Origin of the sequence: Candidatus Manganitrophus noduliformans (genome assembly GCF_012184425.1) — a bacterium.
Classification (GTDB): Bacteria; Nitrospirota; Nitrospiria; order SBBL01; family Manganitrophaceae; genus Manganitrophus; species Manganitrophus noduliformans.
This window is the reverse complement of sequence record NZ_VTOW01000001.1, coordinates 260,635-276,313: the sequence shown is the minus strand read 5'-3', so window position 1 is coordinate 276,313 and position 15,679 is coordinate 260,635. Positions and strand designations below refer to the sequence as shown.

The 15,679-nt window shown below is 55.8% G+C and carries 17 protein-coding genes and 1 tRNA gene; 6 read left to right on the top strand and 12 right to left on the bottom strand.

Annotated features, from left to right (window positions below; genetic code table 11):
* Positions 1-78 precede the first annotated feature (78 nt).
* From def to MNODULE_RS01300, 6 genes are all read right to left on the bottom strand, one after another.
* Positions 79-633 (bottom strand): peptide deformylase, encoded by a 555-nt coding sequence (def, locus tag MNODULE_RS01325; RefSeq protein WP_168057693.1) that lies wholly within the window; start codon positions 631-633, stop codon positions 79-81.
* A gap of 145 nt (positions 634-778) precedes the next feature.
* Complete coding sequence (locus MNODULE_RS01320) at positions 779-1,789, bottom strand: diguanylate cyclase (protein WP_168057692.1); 1,011 nt, start codon at positions 1,787-1,789, stop codon at positions 779-781.
* A gap of 171 nt (positions 1,790-1,960) precedes the next feature.
* A tRNA-Cys gene (locus MNODULE_RS01315) sits at positions 1,961-2,036 on the bottom strand.
* A 111-nt stretch (positions 2,037-2,147) separates the two neighbouring features.
* Positions 2,148-2,615 carry a BON domain-containing protein gene (locus MNODULE_RS01310; RefSeq protein WP_168057691.1) on the bottom strand — a complete coding sequence of 156 codons (468 nt, stop codon included), beginning with the start codon at positions 2,613-2,615 and terminating at the stop codon, positions 2,148-2,150.
* 20 nt (positions 2,616-2,635) lie between these two features.
* A complete protein-coding gene (locus tag MNODULE_RS01305; RefSeq protein WP_168057690.1) occupies positions 2,636-3,328 on the bottom strand; it encodes an HAD-IA family hydrolase in 693 nt (230 codons plus the stop codon).
* 19 nt (positions 3,329-3,347) lie between these two features.
* Positions 3,348-3,863 carry a DUF1440 domain-containing protein gene (locus MNODULE_RS01300; RefSeq protein ID WP_168057689.1) on the bottom strand — a complete coding sequence of 172 codons (516 nt, stop codon included), beginning with the start codon at positions 3,861-3,863 and terminating at the stop codon, positions 3,348-3,350.
* A 337-nt stretch (positions 3,864-4,200) separates the two neighbouring features.
* On the opposite strand from MNODULE_RS01300, the gene polA reads away from it, so the two are divergent.
* The 6 genes from polA to MNODULE_RS01270 all read left to right on the top strand — a co-directional run bounded on the left by polA (position 4,201) and on the right by MNODULE_RS01270 (position 9,647).
* On the top strand, positions 4,201-6,843 hold the full coding sequence (polA, locus tag MNODULE_RS01295) for a DNA polymerase I (RefSeq protein ID WP_168057688.1): 2,643 nt from the start codon (positions 4,201-4,203) through the stop codon (positions 6,841-6,843).
* Between the two features lie 113 nt (positions 6,844-6,956).
* Positions 6,957-7,826: a hypothetical protein gene (locus MNODULE_RS01290; protein ID WP_202882084.1), complete on the top strand. Its 870-nt coding sequence runs from the start codon at positions 6,957-6,959 to the stop codon at positions 7,824-7,826.
* A 197-nt stretch (positions 7,827-8,023) separates the two neighbouring features.
* On the top strand, positions 8,024-8,299 hold the full coding sequence (locus tag MNODULE_RS01285; protein ID WP_168057687.1) for a hypothetical protein: 276 nt from the start codon (positions 8,024-8,026) through the stop codon (positions 8,297-8,299).
* A gap of 42 nt (positions 8,300-8,341) precedes the next feature.
* Entirely contained in the window at positions 8,342-8,755 is a 414-nt protein-coding gene (locus tag MNODULE_RS01280) for a nuclear transport factor 2 family protein (RefSeq protein WP_168059167.1), read from the top strand.
* 40 nt (positions 8,756-8,795) lie between these two features.
* Positions 8,796-9,176: a tautomerase family protein gene (locus MNODULE_RS01275; protein WP_168057686.1), complete on the top strand. Its 381-nt coding sequence runs from the start codon at positions 8,796-8,798 to the stop codon at positions 9,174-9,176.
* 72 nt (positions 9,177-9,248) lie between these two features.
* On the top strand, positions 9,249-9,647 hold the full coding sequence (locus MNODULE_RS01270; RefSeq protein ID WP_168057685.1) for a hypothetical protein: 399 nt from the start codon (positions 9,249-9,251) through the stop codon (positions 9,645-9,647).
* 33 nt (positions 9,648-9,680) lie between these two features.
* Here the strand turns inward: MNODULE_RS01270 and MNODULE_RS24360 are convergent, their stop codons facing one another.
* The 6 genes from MNODULE_RS24360 to coaE form a co-directional block, all read right to left on the bottom strand.
* Positions 9,681-9,929: a hypothetical protein gene (locus MNODULE_RS24360; protein WP_181070904.1), complete on the bottom strand. Its 249-nt coding sequence runs from the start codon at positions 9,927-9,929 to the stop codon at positions 9,681-9,683.
* A gap of 7 nt (positions 9,930-9,936) precedes the next feature.
* Complete coding sequence (locus MNODULE_RS01260) at positions 9,937-10,407, bottom strand: DUF2062 domain-containing protein (protein ID WP_168057684.1); 471 nt, start codon at positions 10,405-10,407, stop codon at positions 9,937-9,939.
* A gap of 10 nt (positions 10,408-10,417) precedes the next feature.
* Positions 10,418-11,428, bottom strand: coding sequence for a thiamine-phosphate kinase (gene thiL, locus MNODULE_RS01255; protein ID WP_168057683.1), 1,011 nt, complete (start codon positions 11,426-11,428; stop codon positions 10,418-10,420).
* 40 nt (positions 11,429-11,468) lie between these two features.
* Positions 11,469-13,910, bottom strand: coding sequence for an endopeptidase La (gene lon, locus MNODULE_RS01250; RefSeq protein WP_320412332.1), 2,442 nt, complete (start codon positions 13,908-13,910; stop codon positions 11,469-11,471).
* A gap of 172 nt (positions 13,911-14,082) precedes the next feature.
* Positions 14,083-14,979, bottom strand: a complete 897-nt coding sequence (gene galU / locus MNODULE_RS01245; protein ID WP_168059165.1) for a UTP--glucose-1-phosphate uridylyltransferase GalU — start codon at positions 14,977-14,979, stop codon at positions 14,083-14,085.
* A 23-nt stretch (positions 14,980-15,002) separates the two neighbouring features.
* On the bottom strand, positions 15,003-15,623 hold the full coding sequence (gene coaE / locus MNODULE_RS01240; RefSeq protein ID WP_168057682.1) for a dephospho-CoA kinase: 621 nt from the start codon (positions 15,621-15,623) through the stop codon (positions 15,003-15,005).
* Between the last annotated feature and the right edge of the window lie 56 nt (positions 15,624-15,679).

The window sequence follows — 15,679 nt, the reverse complement described above, 5'->3', positions numbered from 1 at the left end:
CGACTCGATGATATCAATGATTGCGTGATTGCCGGTGAATCGGTGAGACAGGAGATGAAAACAAAGGGGAGAAAATGATTATGGTGATCCGACTTCCGCCGGATCTCTCACCCAGTAACGCTCAAATTCAGCCAGATGGGTCAATGTGGAGAAATCTTTCATCCGGTCGAGATAAACCTTTCCGTTTAAGTGGTCGATTTCATGCTGGAGGACAATGGCGAGGAAGCCCTCGGCTTCCATTTCGACCGGCTGCATGTCGCGATTGAATGCCTTCAAGCCGACCCGCGCCGAGCGAATCACTTTGCCCCGAAGGTTTTCCACGCTCAAGCAGCCCTCCCATCCTTCAACCTTTTCTTCGGACAGATACGTAAAGGTCGGGTTGAGAAGGATCAAAAGTGAAAGATCGGGGGCAGCCGGATAACGAGGGTTGGCATTGGCTTCGATGACGACAATCTGTTTCGATTCGAAGACCTGCGGCGCGGCCAGTCCGACGCCGTCGAGTTTCCGCATCGTTTCGACCATATCCTCAAGAAAATTTTGAAAGTTCGGATCTTGACAATCGGCCGGGGTTACGGGCGCTGCGACCTTGCGAAGGATGGGGTTTCCCAGTTTGGCGACTTTTAAAATAGACATATTTTTTCCCGTAGTTTCCGTAATTTATAGCATAACCGATCTCTTTTTGCAACCTGCCCGAATGGCTGAACGGATCGACATTCTTTGTGCATTTGAGTTAAGAAAATAACCGGAAGAGGGGAGTGAAGTCAATAAAGGGGGATCTTTAGTGGAGCTGGTCCAGCTTTTCTTCCTCTTCGGGAGAAGGTTGGCTCCCCATCTCCTGAAAGGTGGCGATATCGACTCGATTCTTTCCATTGCGCTTCGCGCGGTAGAGGGCAAAATCGGCGGTCGCGATGACCTGAGAGGGGTGTTGGAGGCCGGGATCGGGCAGTCCGGAGATGCCGATGCTGAGGGTCACCGAATGCCGCTTGGGAAGAAAGGAGTGGATTTGACTGTAAGCGGCTTCGCGGATCCGCTCCGCGATCTGCCGGGACTTCTCCCGGGCCGACTCGGGAAGGAGAACGGCAAATTCGTCGCCGCCGTAACGGGCGATCAGATCGACATCGCGCAGCTGCACCTGAAGCAGGCGCGCCACCTCGCTCAAGACCCGATCTCCCGACTCATGACCATAGGTGTCATTGATCGGTTTAAAGTGATCGACGTCGATCATGAAGCAGGAAAAGAGGGTGCCGTATCGTTGCGCGCGGGAGAACTCCTGCTGTAAGACCTCTCTGAAATAACGGCGGTTGAAGAGGCCGGTGACCGGATCGGTCATCGCGAGCTCCTGAACGTTCTTGAGAAGGATCTTATATTCCTCGTTCTTCTGTGTCAGGTCGTCCTGAAGCTGTTTCATCCGGAGGCAGGCGTTGACGCGCGCTTTGAGCTCGCGCGCATCGAACGGCTTGGTGATGTAATCGTTCGCCCCTTGCTCGAAACCGAGGACCAGATCCTCCGTTTTATCCCGGACGGTGATCATGATGAGGGGAATGTTCATCGTCTCGGGGCTGGCGCGCAGCAGCCGGCAGACATCGTGTCCGGTGATATCGGGGAGAACCACGTCGAGAAGAATCAGATCGGGAGGGTTTCGCCGGGCCTGCTTGATCGCATCGGCGCCGGTATAGGTCCAGGAGACCTCGAAGCCCATCTTCTCAAACATGATTTTGATCTGATCAACTTCGAAGGCGCTGTCATCGGCGATCAGAACGCTCGGCGCTTTCTTCCGCTTCTTCTTCATTGTGAAATCGTAGCATAAAAAGGGGGGCTGTCAACTAAGGGAACGCCTCCCAAGGCGATCACGGCGGATGATCGGAGAGGTCGGCCTTTTGGAACCGTGGCGCGATTAGGAAACGGTTTGTAGGAGGAGAGGAAGGAAGCGTTGAATAGCCAAAATGGCTGAGGGATAAAGTGGAGGCGGCGAGCGGATTTGAACCGCTGAATCGCAGTTTTGCAGACTGCTCCCTTAACCACTTGGGTACGCCGCCTTGAAGGAAGCCATTTTAGCAGACCCGGGGTTGAAGTGCAATGCGCAAATAGCGCGATTGGAGAGAGGAGAATCGGTCCTTCCAAAGCGGCGGAGGAGGCAGCGGCCGGTCTTATGAAAAGAGGTTGATCACATCGCGGACCCCGCGGACCCTTCGGGCCATATCGATGATATCTTGTTTTTCCTGATCGCTGGGAATGCTCCCCCGAAGGGTCACCGTCCCCTCCTGTGTGGCGATGTCGATGATCGCCGTATTAAAAAAGCGCCCCAGCTCGCTTCGGACCCGCTGCGCCAGGATTTCATCGCTGACGATCATCTCCTCGGGAATCGCCCGCTCCCGCATCTGGTAGACCACCCCCTGAACGCGGGTGCTCTGCTGTCGCGTCTTCTTGGCAAGACTCTCAAGCCACACACTGATTCGATCCATCCAGTCATGATATCTCTGAGCGATCAGGGTCCGGGTGCTCCGGCCGTTTCGCGGTGCGAATAGGATGCCGAGGGTGAGACCGGCTAACAACATGGTGGTGCGGGAAGGCAACACCGACGGGATAATCGACCTTCTTCCAAATGCGCGCGCCATCGAAAATACCTCCTTAAGAACTACGCTGCTGAACGATTTTTTACACCCAATATCGACGATTCATAATTTTTTAACAGAGCGGGGAGATCGGGATAGATTTCGTCCGCCCCCGCTTTCCGAAGCGTCTCCTCCGAAAATCCCCCCGTCAAAACCGCAATCGTCTGGAGACCGATCTCTTTGGCGGCCGCCACATCATACGGTGTGTCGCCGAGGACCACCGCGTCGGAGGGTTTCCAATGAAAACGATCGAGGGCGAGATGAAACAGGTCGGGATGCGGTTTGGATCGGGCGACATCATCGCCTGAGAGGACATCCCGCACCCAGCGGTCGATTCCAAGAAGACGGATATAGTGCTGGACCTCGCTCCCCCCGCTGGAAGTGGCGAGGACAATGGTTTTCTTGTCTTGATGAAGCCGCTCGAAGAGGGGGATCACGCCGGGGAGGGGCCGGATCTGGTCGAAATACTTATTCTTGAAGATCTCTTTCTTCCGCTTATGGATCTGGGTTCCAAGCTCGGAGATCTGCTCCGGGGTGAGAAAGCGGGGAAGGAGCTGATCGGCCCCTTTCCCGATTTCGCAACGGATCTCTTCCCATTTAATTTGAATTCCGAATTCCTGAAACGCCTCCTGCCAGGCGCTCGCATGGGCGTCGTTGCTGTCGACCAGCGTTCCATCTACATCTGCAATCACCCCTTTGATCATTTCTACCGCCACCCTTCCATAAAACCGAAAATCATGCCGCCTTGCGCCGAACCGCCGGGGCTTCGGCCGCCGCTTTCAGAAAACGAGGATAGATTCCCAAGCTGATTCCAAAGGCGATATGGGCCAACGCAAACGGGATCGGCGGCGCGGCGGCCAGCCAGGGATTCATCACAGGAAGCAGTCCGAATTGCATGATGACCCAGATGGAAAGGGAGAAGATCACCCCCCAGGCGATCGCCCCCCCGACGCTCAGGTAACCTCCCAGCCAGACGAAAAAGACTCCCAGCGCCACCGACAGGGTCAGATGAAGCGCCAGACCGAGGAAGACCGGTCCGAATTGAAAACCGGGGCCGATCGCCCCCTCGCCGAGGAATGTTGCCGCCGCCAGCTTCATCGGGCGCCAGAGATCCCCTTGAAAAAAAAGAGCAAACAGAATTGCCACGGCGGCCATTGAAGCGGCCCCGATCAAGCCGCAACGGACTCCGGGCGGCGCCGCTTCCCGAAGGGAGATCGGCTCATTTGGAATCGTCACCCTGGTTGGATTCATGGGGGGGTCTCCTTGGCTTCAAGTGAATGGATGGCCCGAATCGATTCACAACGGAGGAACGAAGGACCCCAAAACGTCGGTAGAACAACCTCCTCATCGCGTTAGGTTCAGTCCTTCACCGCGTCGAGAGGCCCTTCGCTGATTCAGTGGTCCGAAACTCAAAAAACACTCTTTATATTTAGATTAAGGAATTAAGTGAGGAAGCGTCAATGCTACCAATGGAGGAGCGTGCCTACGCCGATCGGGTTATGTCGAGGCTCATAAAGGAACAGGGCTTAAATTGACACCTCCACACCGCCGTTGTAAGATGGGTGGAACTTTTTCCCGAAGGAATTCCATGGCAAAGAAAACATTCTATATCATCGACGGAAGTTCCTATATTTACCGAGCCTATTTTGCGATCCGGGAGCTCTCAACCTCAACCGGACTTCCGACGAATGCAGTGTATGGCTTCACCCAAATGTTGCTCAAGATCATCAAAGACAAAAAGCCCGACTACCTTGCCATCGCCTTCGATACGAAGGGTCCCACCTTCCGCCACACCGCCTACCAGGACTATAAAATCCATCGTCCGGAGATGCCCGATCCGCTCGCGCTTCAGATCCCCTACATCCACAGGATGGTCGAGGCGTTCCGCATTCCGGTGATCATGGGGGACGGTTTCGAGGCCGATGATCTCATCGGCACCCTGGCGAAAAAGGGGGAGGCCCAGGGATATCGGGTGGTCGTGGTGACCGGCGATAAAGATATGTTCCAGCTGATCTCCCCCGGTGTTTCCGTCTACGACACGATGAAGGAGAAGCACTACACCGAGAAGGAGATTTTGGAGAAATTCGGAACGACGCCGGCCCAGGTCGTCGAGATCATGGGGTTGATGGGCGATTCGGTCGACAACATTCCCGGCGTCAACGGGATCGGCGAGAAGACGGCGGTCCAGCTGGTCCAGCAGTTCGGAACGATCGAACATCTTCTTGCAAACCTCGATCAGGTGAAGAAGCCGAAACTTCGCCAGACGCTGGAGGCGGAGGCGGAGACGGCGCGCCTTTCCCGCTCGCTTGCCCTGATCGACACCGATTGCCCGATCGAGTTCGATCCGGAGCGGTTTCAAATGCAATCGCCCGACTTTGAGCGCTTGATTCCCCTCTGCAATGAGATGGAGTTTTCCAATATCCTCAAGGGGCTGACCCTCCCGCCGCCGACGATGGCCGACGGTTACCGGATTCTTCTTCCCACCGAGGCGGGAAAAGAGATCGACGCCGTTCAAAAGAAAGCGCGGGTCGCCGTCGACATGCTCCTTACCTCCGAGGAGCCGATGCGGGCCGAGTGGGTCGGAATCGCTTTCTGCCCGGAAAAAGGGAAGGCCTTTTACATTCCGCTGGAGGATCGAAAGCAGCTTCCGCCGGAGATCAAAACGATTTTGGAGTCGGAGTCGATCACCAAGGTCGGGCATGATCTGAAGTTGGCCGAGATTGTCTTGGGCCGGCGCGGGATCGTCCTTCGAAATGCTTCCTTCGATACGATGATCGCCTCATACCTTTTGAACCCCGGACGCCGCGATCACACGCTGGAGACGGTCGCCTTCGAATACCTCAAGGAGCGGCTCACCACCGCCACCGAGGCGGCCGGCGGGGACAAGGAGGCGAAAGCGCATCCTCTTATCGAAGCGGCGCCTTCGCGGATCGCCCCCTATCTTTGCCAACGGGCCGATGCCGTTCTCAAGCTGGCCGACCTGCTTCCGTCTCTTTTGGATGGGCAGGGGCTCACACCGCTTTTCAACGATCTGGAGATGCCACTGGTCCCGGTGCTGGCCGAGATCGAGCGCAACGGGGTGAAGATTGATGGCGATCTTCTTTCGGAGATCTCCAAGGAGCTCGACGCGAAGCTCGTTGAGCTGACCGAGCGGATCCATCGGCTGGCCGGAGAGGAGTTCAACATCGGCTCTCCCAAACAGCTGGCCGAGATCCTCTTTGTGAAGCTGGGCCTCCCGCCGATCCGAAAGACCAAGACCGGCTATTCGACCGATGAAGAAGTTCTCACTCAGCTCGCGGTCCGTCACGAACTGCCGGCGGAGATCTTAAACAGCCGGCAGCTCATGAAACTCAAATCGACATACGTCGACGCCCTTCCCAAATTGATCCACCCCGAGACCGGGCGGGTCCACACGCAGCTCAACCAGACGATCGCCGCCACGGGGCGGCTCTCCTCCAAAGACCCGAACCTCCAGAACATCCCGATCAAAGGAGAGCTTGGCCGCCGCATCCGGCAGGCCTTCATCGCCGAGTCGGGGCATCAGCTCCTCTCCGCCGACTACAACCAGATCGAGCTGCGCCTCTTGGCCCATATGTCGGAGGACCCGGTGTTGATCGAGTCGTTCCGGACCGGCGAAGATGTCCACACCCGGACGGCGATCCAGCTTTTCGGTCTTCCGAAACAAGAGATCAGCTCCGAGATGCGGCGGGTCGCGAAGACGGTCAACTTCGGAATTATTTACGGGATCAGCCCGTTCGGGCTAGCCTCGAACCTCGGCGTCTCGCAGACCGAGGCGAAGCGCTACATCGACCGCTACTTTGAAAACTACCAAGGGGTCCAGCGCTTCATCGACCAGATGCTGGAGACCGCCACCCAGCAGGGCTACGTCACCACCCTCTTCGGCCGCCGCCGCCACATCGCCGAGCTCTCCAGCCGCAACACCCAAACCCGCGGCTTGGGGGAGCGCCTCGCCGTCAACACCCCGCTCCAAGGGACCGCCGCCGACATCATCAAAAAAGCGATGATCGATATTCATCGCTGGATGCAGGAAGCTCAGGTGAAGAGCCGGATGATCTTGCAGGTGCATGATGAATTGATCTTCGAGGTGCCCGAAAGCGAAATCCCGCTGATGAAAGAGAAGGTGAAAGAGAAGATGGAAGGGGTGATTCAGCTGAAGGCGCCGTTGACAGTGGATATCGGCGTGGCGGCGAATTGGGCGGGGGCGCATTGAAGCAAAATTGGTCAAAACCTCTTAACATAACCTTGTTCGGATTGCAATTACAGTCTTTGACATCTAGTTGGAAATAAAAATTCAAAAGAATCAAACATGTGGGAAAAAAACATATGAAAAAGGATACTCAGCTAGAAAAGGTCAAGGCTGATTCTCAACAGCCGACGTGCGGCATTATTATGCCAATTTCTAATCTGGATGGTTGTAGCGAAGTTCACTGGAGCGATGTTCTTTCAATCCTCTCTGATGCAATTGACTTGGCAGGATTCTCTCCTAATCTTGTGAGCCATGCAGATGACGTAGGTATTATTCAGAAACGTATTATTCAGAACCTTTATGAGAATCCGGTTGTCGTGTGTGATGTAAGTGGTAAAAACCCAAATGTAATGTTTGAATTAGGAATGCGCCTTGCGTTTGATAAGCCAACAATTATTGTTAAGGATGATAAGACATCGTATGCCTTCGATACTGCGCCAATCGAGCATCTCGAGTATCCACGTGATTTACGCTTTACAAAAATTGTCGAATTTAAGGAAGAGCTAGTAGAGAAAATTAAAGGTACATACCAAAAATCTACATCAGATGAAAATTATACAACTTTCTTAAAACATTTTGGCACATTTAAAATACCTAAGATTGAAACAGAAGTAATTTCCAAAGAAGATTATGTATTGGAAGAAATCAAAAGCCTTCGCAATCTAATACTTAGGGCGACTGATCAAGGAATAGTTAGCCCAAAAGCATTGCTCCGTTCTAAGCTGATGCTCTGTATGAGAGAAACTTCTAAAGAAGTGAGTAAAAAGGTCTTAGATGAGGTTAGCTTGATTGAAGGTGTGAAGGTTCTTAACGGACCACAGCGAGTGCGCCCTAGTGAGGCTCATTTTCATATTGTGTTTGATCCAGAGTTCTTCTTTGATAGAGAAAAGGTATTGGCTATCGCAAAAAATAGTACAGCAAACGTACGATGGCTTGACCGAAATTAATAATTTCACTTTATCTGTAGAAACTGGTGCAGCAAATTAACGGACAACGATTACGAATCGAGTCATCGGAATCGGCGGCATCTTCTTCAAATCAGACGCCCCAGAGAAACTCAAGGCATAATACCTAGATCATCTCATTCAGGGTCTGCCAAGGGGCGGTGAACGGGACACAAAGAAAAGGAGCGGATCATCTTGAAATGAACAGAAACCCTACCTTTATTGACCAAATTGAGCTTCCCGACGAGAAAATGATCAGCGTGCTGCGGGCTATGACCCCTACCAAGCGATTGGAGACGGCTTTCTATCTCGCCCGTCTGGCCCGAAAAATGATGTGGGCTCAAGCCGCTTCTGCACATCCTGAATGGACGGAGGAGCAGATTCGTGAAGAGGTGGCCCGGAGGACGCTGCTCCGAAGCATGGGAAGCGATATTCAAGACGGTTGGGAGATCTCATCCATTATGCTTGGGAGTTAGATCATGCAGGACCGACCTACAGACCCTTCTTGAAAAAGAAAAATCATCGAAACCATCAATGGCCTCTTCATTGGGACTGATCAGCGGGATTGGGTTTGGGTGAAAAAATGTTTTGCGCCGCGGGTCCATTTTGATATGACCTCATTGACCGGGGGAGAGCCGGCGATGATGACGCCGAAGGAGATTGCCGACATTTGGAAAAAAGGCCTGAAGCCGCTCAAGGCGATTCATCATCAATCGGGGAATTTCATCGTCAGGGTCACCGATAAAGAAGCGACCGCCTTCTGTTATGGAATTGCGATGCACTATCTCCCGAACAAAACCGGCCGGAACACCCGGACGTTCGTCGGCAGTTATGATTTCCATCTGGAAAAAAGAGGCGCCCGCTGGCAGATCGACCTGATCAAGTTTAATCTCAAATACATCGACGGCAATTTGAATTTAGAGAATTCCTAATAAGCGAGATCCGGTCCGGATTGTCCCACTGGAAACGACCATGCCGTTCATTCACATCAAATCGCTTCCCTTCGAAGAAGACCTGGAGATGTCCTCCATCCTGGCGGCGGTGAGCCGGGATTTTTCAGAACAGGCGGGGATCGAGATCGCGCATGTCACGGTCACATGGGAATATCTTGAGTCGTGGCACTACGCGGCGGGCGGCCTGACCGCACCGAATCAGCCGAAAGAGTCCCATCCCCTTCTCGTCGATCTCCTGGTCCCTGATTTCAACCCGCCCGAGACAATCGAGAAGATGTTGAAGTGTGTCGCCGCCAGCATCGCCCAGCGGGTGGGGATTCCGGAGAACAACATCTTCATCAACGTGCGGCAGGCCCGGAGCGGCCAGGTGTTTGACGGCGGAGAGATTGTCCGTTGGTAACGTGGGAGAGAGACCATGATGTTTTTGGCGTGATCAATCACGCACTTATAGTTGATTTGGAGAACCAGTAAGATGTCAAAGAAAGTTCGCGCCTTGTTAATTGTGTCGGGGATACTGATCCTTCCTTCGTGGGGATTCCGGCTTTATATTCTTTCTCTGAAGTGGGAGACCGATCCCAACCGGTTCATCACCCTGTTCACCTGCATCGTCTCGATCTTGATCGGGGGGTTTCTCATCTGGATGGGGATCAAGGGAAGCAAAGCCGCCCGCAGAGACTACAACCTCCTCATCTCCTCCGCCCTCTTTACCATCGGGTTTTGGACGTATCGATTGGCCGGTTTGATTCTCCACCCGGAAACCGACCCCAATCCGAGGGCCCACCTTCGTCTGACCGCGACCTTCCTGGTGATAGGAGGACTGCTCCTCCTCTCAGGTTTGCAAGGACGGAAGAAAGCCTCTCTGCCATCCTGAGCCCCTCGCCTGTCATGCTGTGAGCCGCGGCGCTTAACGCTTTCTCTTGGGAGCGCTTCTTTGTTGACCTGGGGGCGGGGCCTGCATCTTTGCGGGGGAAACCTTCGGGCCGGTGGCCCGCTCGGTTTTGGAGCCGAGGGAGCTGCCGCATCCCTGGCAGAGGTAATCGTAGAGCTCTCCGTCGGGGAGGACCAGCAGGAGCCGCTCGCGCACCGGCATGGCGCGGCCGCATTTGTTGCAATAGAGAAGGGAGGCGCGGAACTGATCGAATTGCTTGTCCATCGTCATGTTATAAAGAGGGGGAAGACTCGATCGATTCGGGTTTTTTCACCTTTCGATATTGCGCGATCATCCAGAGCATCGCGAAATAAGAAACCACCCCAAAAGCCACTCCCAACAGGGTCGATCCAAGCACGAACGGGAAAAAGTACGATTTAAGCTGCGTCCCCATCGTCGAGAAGGTCAGATTCTCGAAGCTGATCGGGGGAATTTCATCTGTCTTACAGCAAAGCTCGATCCCGAACCAGGTGGAGGAGAGGGTGATCGGGGTGAAGGTCCAGGGATTGTTGACGAAGGCGCCGACGAGAATGGCGACCCGATTGAGACGGAAGAGCCACGCCGAAACGATCGCCAGGAGAAAGTGAAGGCCGAGCAGGGGGGAAAAGGCGATGAAGACGCCGAGCGCGAAGGCGAGCGCGGTCCGATGCGGGGTGTCGTTCAATCCCAACACCCGCCGCATCTGCTCCTTCCCCTTTGCCATCAAGCCCATCTTATCCCTTTTCGCCTTTCTTTAAGTGGTCCCACCCCCCTGGAGCGAGGGCCCGGCGGCGTCCGCTCGGATTGATCAGCATTAAACCGGTCCGCCGTGGCGCCATTTTACCGATTCGGTATGCTTTGATCAACCCGTTTTTTATCATCAGCTCCAGCTTCTTGAGTTTCCGTTCCGGGACCGAAAAAAGGAGCTCGTAATCTTCACCCCCATTTAAAGCATACTCTATCGAATCAACCCCCATTTGTAAAGCCGCACGTTGGAGGGGGGCCGAGAGGGGGATTTCAGCGGCGTCGATCTCCGCCCCAAGCCCGCTCCGTTCCATCAGATGGCTCAGATCAGAGCTCAACCCGTCTGACAGATCGATCATCGCCGACGGAATCCGGGCCTTTGCCAAAAGACGCCCCTCCCGCCAGCGGGCTTGCGGCGCGCGATAGCGCCGAGTCAGCCGGCCGAAGAGCTTCGTGTCGATCCCTTTTTTCAATAAGGCCAACCCCGCCGCGGCGTCCCCCAGCGTTCCGGTGACATAGAGGTGATCTCCCTCTCCCGCGCCGGCCCGGGTGACCATCTCCTTTTTGGGAATCTCTCCCACCACGGTCGGGGAGATAAAAAACGGTCCGGTGGAGAAGGCGATGTTTCCGCCGATCAGATCGAGCCCCGTTTCGCGGCTTGCTCTTTCGATCCCCTTGTAGAGTTGGTCGATCGCTTCGACCCTCTGGCGGCCGGTCAGGCCGAGTGAAATCAGTATATAACGGGGGGTTCCCCCCATCGCCGCAATGTCGCTGACATTGACCATCACCGATTTATAGCCGACCTCTTGAAAGGTCGAGAAGGCGGGGTCGAAATGAACCCCTTCGATCAGCGTATCGGTGGTGAGAAGAAGGTGCTGTTTCTTGGAGGGGAGGATCGCCGCGGCATCGTCGCCGATGCCGAGAACGGTTGAAGCGGGAGGGGGAAAGCGCTTTTGAATCCGGTCGATGAGACCGAACTCACCGAGTTGACGGAGGTCCATGTCCTGTTCCGGGCTGGACGCGGGGCGCCGAGCCGATGTTTTAAACCGTCGCGACCGTGGAGGCGATTCGCGCCCGCTTTCGCTGTTTTTCCCGTTGGGTTTTTGTAATCGTTTTGGCCATGACGGAGGGGGTCTTCCTTATGTTGAAGGCCGCCGACAGAACCGCATCCATGTGCTCGGCGAAGACCAGATCGAGTCCTCGCTGCACGTGGCGGGGGACCTCCTCCAGATCTTTTTCGTTCCGCTTCGGAAGGACCACCGTCTTCATGCCGGCCCGTTTGGCGGCCAAGATCTTTTCTTTCAGGCCGCCGATCGGGAGGACCCGGCCCCGCAGCGTCACCTCTCCGGTCATCGCCACATCCCGGCGGACCGCTTTTCCGGTAAGGAGCGAGGCGAGCGCCGTCGCCATCGTGATGCCGGCGGAGGGGCCGTCTTTCGGAATCGCCCCGGCCGGGACATGGATGTGGATATCGCTCTTGGCGAAGAGGTCGCTCTTGATCCCAAGCTCCTTCTCCTTCGATCGAATGTAGGAGAGGGCCGCATGGGCCGACTCTTTCATCACATCTCCCAGATGCCCGGTGAGGGTCAGTGCCCCTTTCCCCTTCATCAGGGTCGCCTCGATTCGAATGATATCTCCCCCGGTCGGCGTCCAGGCGAGCCCGGTCGCGACACCGACTTCATCCTGCTCCTGCTCCGCTTCGGGAAGAAACTTGGGGATGCCGAGATATTGGTTGACGTTGGAAGGGGTGATCTTGAATCGCTTCTCTTTTCCCTCCGCCAGCTTGCGCGCGATTTTCCGAAGGACGTTGGCGATCTCCCGCTCCAGATTGCGAACCCCCGCCTCGCGGGTGTACTGCATGATCATCAGATCGAGCGCCGCGTCGGTGAAGGCCACTTTGCCTGTCTTGACCCCATGCTCCGAGAGCTGGCGCGGGATCAGGTAATTCCGGGCGATGCCGACCTTCTCCTCGGTGGTGTAGCCGGAGATGTCGATGATCTCCATCCGGTCGCGCAGCGGCGCCGGAATCGGATCGATCTGGTTGGCGGTCATGATGAACATGACGTTCGAGAGATCGAACGGGACGCCGAGGTAGTGATCGGAGAAGCTGTGATTTTGCTCCGGGTCCAACACCTCCAGCAGGGCGGCCGAGGGATCTCCCCGAAAGTCCATGCCGACCTTGTCGATTTCGTCCATCATGAAGACCGGATTGTTCGTCCCGGCCTGTTTGATCCCCTGGATGATCCGGCCGGGGAGCGAGCCGACATAGGTTCGGCGATGTCCGCGGATCTCCGCTTCGTCCCGAATGCCGCCGAGCGAAATTCGGACAAACTCCCGTCCCAGGGCGCGGGCGATCGATTTTCCGAGAGAGGTCTTCCCGACCCCCGGAGGGCCGAGGAAACAGAGGATCGGCCCCTTCATCTTCTCCTTCATCTTGCGGACGGCGAGATATTCCAGGATCCGATCCTTCACCCGCTCTAGGTCGTAATGATCTTCATCCAGGACCTTCTTGGCCGCGATCAGATCGAGCTTGTCTTTGGTCGCCACATTCCACGGGAGCTCGACAAGCCATTCGAGATAGGTTCGAACCGTGGAGGCCTCGGCGGAGTCGGGGTGCATCTTTTCAAGCCGCTTCAACTGCCGTTCCGCCTCTTTGGCGACTTTCTCCGGCATCGCCGCCTCTTCGATTTTGTTCCGAAATTCCTGGACCTCTTCGGCCCGCTCATCCGATTCCCCCAGCTCCTTCTGGATCGCCTTCAGCTGCTCGCGCAAGAAGTATTCGCGCTGCGTTTTATCCATCTCCCCTTTGGCCTCGGACTGGATCTTCTGCTGCACCGTCAGGACATCGACCTCTTTGGTCAGAAGGTCGTTGATCTTCCCGAGGCGCTGCAATGGATTGAGGATCTCGAGCACCTCCTGCGCGGTTTCGACCTTCAATCCGAGATTCGAAGCGATCATGTCGGCCAGCCGCCCCGGGTCGTCGAGGTTTTCGATCACGGAGATGATGTCGGGAACGGTGAATTTGCCGAAGGCGACGACCTTCCCCATCAACTCTTTGACCGTCCGGACCGCCGCTTCGACCTCTAGGGAGCTTTCGGTCGGGGCCGGATCGGCCACCTTCTCGATCCGGACCGTGTGGTAGGGGGCGGTTTGCTGGAATGAAGTAATCCGCCCCTTGGCGATCCCTTGGACCAGAATCTTGACCCGACCGTCGGGAAGCTTCAACATCCGCATGATCGTCCCGACCGAGCCGATGGTATAAATATCGTCCGGCTCAGGGGATTCCACTTCCGACGACCTCTGCGCCGCCAGAAAGACCATCCGGTTTCCGGCCAGCGCTTCTTCAATCGCTTTGATGGAGATCTCCCGCCCGACGAAAAGGGGAAGAACCATATGGGGGAAGACGACGATGTCCCGGACGGGGAGAAGGGGAAGCTTCTCGGGGATATCCAGTTTCTGTTTCTCTTGATCCTTCAAAGACACGGGGGGCTCCTAACGTTGATTCGGATGACAGGGTCGATCTCTCGGGAAAACGAAAGAGATCGGTCTCGCCTTGATCTCTTAAGTTGGAATCAAGCAGACCGGGATCGTCTGGTCATTTTACACAGGTTGGCGGGACTCTGCAAGCGGGCTCTTTGAGCGAAGCGGGCCGGTTTTAGAGGGGGAGATCTTTCAAGAATTTCCGAAACTCTTTTCCCAGCTCGGGGTTTTTCAGCCCCATTTCGACCGTCGCCTTGAGAAATCCAAGTTTGTCCCCGGCGTCGAAGCGTTTCCCCTGGATGACATATCCATACATATTCCGCAGCCGGGCCAGTTCCTTGAGGGCGTCGGTCAACTGGATCTCATTGTTCTTCCCCGGTTTTGTTTTCTCCAGCAGCTCAAAGATTTCGGGGGTCAGAATGTAGCGTCCGATCACGGCGAGGTTGGACGGGGCTTCCTTGGGAGACGGCTTTTCGACCAGATCGTTAATTTTGTAAAGCCCATCGACGGCGGCTTCGGCGTCGATCACCCCGTATTGGCGGACCTCCGACTTGGGAACTTTTTGGATGCCGATCAACGGCGCCTGATTTTTCTGATAGAGGTCGATCATCTGCTGCAGGGCGGAAGTGGGATGATCGATGATGTCGTCTCCCAGCAGGACGGCGAAGGGCTCGTCGCCGATCAGATTCTTCGCGCTGAGAATGGCATGTCCGAGCCCGAGCGCCTGCCGCTGCCGGATGTAGCAGAAGTCGGCCATGTCGGAGATTTTCCTCAGACTTTCCATCAGCTCCAGCTTGCCGTTCTGGCGCAGGGTCTCCTCCAGCTCGAACGAGATGTCGAAGTGATCTTCAATCGCCCGTTTGCCGCGCCCGGTAATGATGATGATCTCCCGGATGCCGGCCCCCACCGCTTCTTCGACAACATATTGGATCAGCGGCTTGTCGACCAGGGGGAGCATCTCCTTGGGGGATGCCTTCGTCGCAGGGAGGAATCGCGTTCCCAGCCCCGCTGCGGGGATAACGGCTTTCGTGATCTGTCGGCCCAATCTTTTTCCCTCCTGAACTGCCGACATTTTATCGGCGGTAGATAAAGAAGTCAAGAAATTCGCCTGGATATTGCCCGATCATGCAGCCGTTGATAGAGCGATCGGACCGCGCCTTCGACCCCCGGCAACGGCGCGCGGGTATCGATGATCTCATCCGCAAATCGGCGCTTTTCATCCAGCGGCATCTGGGCGTCGATCCGACGCTCGGCTTCCTCCCGGGTAAGGCCGTCACGTTCGATCAACCGTTCGATTTGGGTTGCGCGGTCGGCATAAACGACGATAACCAGATCCATCTCCCGATGGGCCCCGGTCTCGATCAAGAGGGGAACATCGAAGAGGATGACTGCTTCGGGATGGGCGGCGGCAATCGCCCTCTTCTCCTTCTCCGCCTGCGCGTAGACGTGTGGATGGACGAGTTGATTCAATCGCTCGCGCCGGCGCGCATCGTTAAAGACGATCTCTCCAAGGCGCTTCCGGTCGATCTCCCCTTTTTTGTCAAGAATGGCGGCGCCGAAGGCCTCGACGACGCCGGCGTAAGCGGGCGCTCCCTTACGGATAACGGCGTGGGCGATTTCATCCGCATCGATGACAAAGGCCCCCGTCTCTCGAAAAAGGCGCGACACAGTGCTTTTTCCGCTGGCGATCCCCCCCGTCAACCCGACCCAGATCATCCCCGCTCCAAGACATAACAAAGGGGGATGTTAGCATATTCACGTAAGAGGGGGCA

Bases quoted from the DNA above. Each gene is read 5' to 3' on its own strand.
- def (WP_168057693.1), bottom strand. From the start codon at position 633: ATGTCTATTTTAAAAGTCGCCAAACTGGGAAACCCCATCCTTCGCAAG.
- MNODULE_RS01320 (WP_168057692.1), bottom strand. From the start codon at position 1,789: ATGAAGAAGAAGCGGAAGAAAGCGCCGAGCGTTCTGATCGCCGATGAC.
- MNODULE_RS01310 (WP_168057691.1), bottom strand. From the start codon at position 2,615: ATGGCGCGCGCATTTGGAAGAAGGTCGATTATCCCGTCGGTGTTGCCT.
- MNODULE_RS01300 (WP_168057689.1), bottom strand. From the start codon at position 3,863: ATGAATCCAACCAGGGTGACGATTCCAAATGAGCCGATCTCCCTTCGG.
- polA (WP_168057688.1), top strand. From the start codon at position 4,201: ATGGCAAAGAAAACATTCTATATCATCGACGGAAGTTCCTATATTTAC.
- MNODULE_RS01290 (WP_202882084.1), top strand. From the start codon at position 6,957: ATGAAAAAGGATACTCAGCTAGAAAAGGTCAAGGCTGATTCTCAACAG.
- MNODULE_RS01285 (WP_168057687.1), top strand. From the start codon at position 8,024: ATGAACAGAAACCCTACCTTTATTGACCAAATTGAGCTTCCCGACGAG.
- MNODULE_RS01275 (WP_168057686.1), top strand. From the start codon at position 8,796: ATGCCGTTCATTCACATCAAATCGCTTCCCTTCGAAGAAGACCTGGAG.
- MNODULE_RS01270 (WP_168057685.1), top strand. From the start codon at position 9,249: ATGTCAAAGAAAGTTCGCGCCTTGTTAATTGTGTCGGGGATACTGATC.
- MNODULE_RS24360 (WP_181070904.1), bottom strand. From the start codon at position 9,929: ATGGACAAGCAATTCGATCAGTTCCGCGCCTCCCTTCTCTATTGCAAC.
- MNODULE_RS01260 (WP_168057684.1), bottom strand. From the start codon at position 10,407: ATGGCAAAGGGGAAGGAGCAGATGCGGCGGGTGTTGGGATTGAACGAC.
- thiL (WP_168057683.1), bottom strand. From the start codon at position 11,428: ATGGACCTCCGTCAACTCGGTGAGTTCGGTCTCATCGACCGGATTCAA.
- galU (WP_168059165.1), bottom strand. From the start codon at position 14,979: ATGTCGGCAGTTCAGGAGGGAAAAAGATTGGGCCGACAGATCACGAAA.
- coaE (WP_168057682.1), bottom strand. From the start codon at position 15,623: ATGATCTGGGTCGGGTTGACGGGGGGGATCGCCAGCGGAAAAAGCACT.